Source organism: Sphingomonas sp. (genome assembly GCF_042095875.1).
Classification (GTDB): Bacteria; Pseudomonadota; Alphaproteobacteria; order Sphingomonadales; family Sphingomonadaceae; genus Sphingomonas.
Genome location: NZ_JBELMJ010000109.1, coordinates 1 through 2,558, shown reverse-complemented (window position 1 = coordinate 2,558; position 2,558 = coordinate 1). Strand labels below are relative to the sequence as shown.

At 67.4% G+C, this 2,558-nt stretch carries 2 protein-coding genes; both read right to left on the bottom strand.

Features of this window, described 5'->3' with window-relative positions; all coding sequences use genetic code 11:
* Positions 1–174: 174 nt before the first annotated feature.
* Entirely contained in the window at positions 175–1,281 is a 1,107-nt protein-coding gene (rodA, locus tag ACFDS6_RS17015; protein WP_375273262.1) for a rod shape-determining protein RodA, read from the bottom strand.
* Positions 1,278–2,558: penicillin-binding transpeptidase domain-containing protein (locus tag ACFDS6_RS17010; RefSeq protein WP_375273261.1), on the bottom strand; the 1,281-nt coding region annotated here is incomplete at its 5' end. The genes rodA and ACFDS6_RS17010, both read right to left, overlap by 4 nt.

Here is a 2,558-nt window from a genome sequence, read left to right as displayed (position 1 = left end):
GGACCCGCTGATTAAGAGTCAGCTGCTCTACCAACTGAGCTATGCGTCCATGACCGGTGGAAAGGAGCGGCTTGGTTGGTCGCTCCCGATCGGGAAGCGCGCCTCTACATCGACACCGCGCTGCTGCAAAGCCCCTTTTTCACTCGCCGCGCATTTTCTTGAGCGAGGGCGCGATCACCAGTGCGTCGTGCGCTTGTTCGAGCGGTCGATGCTCATCAGGATGCCCAGCGAGATCAGCACGGTCATCTGCGCCGAGCCGCCGAAGCTGACCAGCGGCAGCGGGATGCCGACCACGGGGGCAAGCCCCATCACCATCATCAGATTGATCGCGACGTAGAAGAAGATGGTGGTCGACAGACCGGCGGCGACCAGCTTGGCGAAGCGGTTCTCGGCGCGCACGCCGACGTTCACGCCCCAGCGGATTACCAGCAGAAACGCGGCGATGAGGAACACGCCGCCGATCAGGCCCCATTCCTCCGCCATGGTCGCGAACACGAAGTCGGTCTGACCCTCAGGCAGGTAGTCGAGGTGGCTCTGCGTGCCGTGAAGGAAGCCCTTGCCGAAGATACCGCCCGATCCGATCGCGATCTTGGACTGGCTGATGTGGTAGCCGGTGCCGAGCGGGTCGCTCTCCGGGTCCATGAAGATCAGGACGCGGTTGCGCTGGTAATCGTGGAGCGCGAACATGAAGGCGAGCGGCGCGGCCACCGCGAGCGCGGCCGCGCCGCCGACGAACAGCCGCAGCGGAACGCCGGAAAGGAACATGACGGTGGCGCCGCCCGCGCAGATCATCAGCGCGGTGCCCAGGTCGGGCTGGAGCATGACCAGCGCGGCCGGCACGCCGATCAGCACCGCGACCGGCCAGACCGCGACGAACTTGCGCGTCTCGGCCGCGGGCAGCATCTCGTAGAAGCGCGCGACCGCGAGCACGATGCCGATCTTCATCAGCTCGGACGGCTGCAACCGGATGAAGCCCAGGTCGAGCCAGCGCTGGCTGCCGCCGCGCACCGCGCCGAGCAGTTCCACCAGCAGCAACGCGACGACCAGTGCGCCGTAGGCGGGAAAGGCGAGGTTGCGCAGCCACGACAGCGGCACGCGCGAGAGCACCAGCGCGCCGGCAAGGAAGACGAAGAAGCGCACACCCTGCGGCAGTGCCCAAGGCCGGATGCTCCCGTCGGCGGCGGAATAGAGTACCACCAAGCCGAAGCAGCCAATCGCCACGACCAGCATCAGAGTACGCCACGGCAGGACCGCCAGCGTCGAGGGAACGATCGATCTCATCTCGGCTGTTCTGTCGGCGGTGAGGACGAAAGCGGCGGCAGCAGGCGCGTCCCGTCGCCGTCGGGCTCGGGCGACCCGGTCTGCGCCGGGCCAGCGCCGTCGGCGATGTCGCGCTCTACCGCGGCCTGGCTCTCGTTCTGAATGTCGGTCTCGGCCTCGACCGCGCGCGCCTCGGTCGGTGCGGGCGCGTCGGTCTCGGTCGCGGCGGCCTGCGCGGGCGGGGTCGCGTGCGAGGCGCGGTAGGCCGCCTCCTGTGCCGCCATGCGGGTGCGGATATCGCCGCCCCAGGTCGGCTCCACCTCGGCGAGCGACTTCATCGCGCGCTCGCGGTCGAACAGATAGGTCATGATGTCGCGCCCGATCAGCGGCGTGTCGAGGTTACGGACGGTGTGACCGTTATGTTCCAGCACCACTGCGGCGGCGTAGCGTGGATTGTCGAACGGCGCGAAGCAGACGAACAGCGCGTGGTCGCGCAGCTTGAACGGCAATTGCCCGTTCTTGAGCACGCCAGAGCGGCGCTCCGCCATGGTGATGCGGCGCACCTGCGCGGTGCCGGTCTTCGCCGCCAGCCCGACGCCCGGCACCTGCATCCGTGCCGCGCCACCGGTGCCGCCCAGGTTCACCACGCCGTTCATCGCCTCGCGGATGATGCGAAAATGGTCGGGGTCGATCGCGAGAGGCTTGGCCTCCGGCTTGAATGGATCACGCAGGATCGTCGGCACGAGCGCCTTGCCCGATGCCATGCGCGCGGCCATCACGGCGAGCTGCAACGGATTAGCGAGCACGTAACCCTGGCCGATCGAGGCGTTGAGCGAGTCGGCGACGCTCCACCTGGTCTTGTACTTGCGCAGCTTCCACGCGCTGTCGGGAACGGTGCCGTAGCGCTGCGTCGAGAAGGGTAGGTCGAACTTCTCGCCAAGCCCCAGCGCGCGCGCGACCGGCGCGATCCGATCGTAGCCGACGCGGCGGATCATCTCGTAGAAGTAAATGTCGCAGCTCTGCATGATCGCGTTCTTGAGATCGAGCGGACCGTGGCCCCCGCGCTTGTGGCAGTGGAACACGCTGGTGCCGACGCGCATCGCGCCCGAGCAGAACACGCGCTCGTCCGGGCTGACCCCCGCCGCCATCAGCGCGAGCCCGTTCATCGGCTTCACGGTGGAGCCGGGCGGGTAGAGCCCCTGCGTCACCTTGTTCATCAGCGGCACATGGTCGTCCTGCGACAACATGTTCCATTCGAGGTGGCTGATCCCTTCGGAGAAGCTGTTGGGATCGTAGGC

Coding starts and splice junctions, on each gene's coding strand:
- rodA (WP_375273262.1), bottom strand. CDS start 1,281: ATGAGATCGATCGTTCCCTCGACGCTGGCGGTCCTGCCGTGGCGTACT.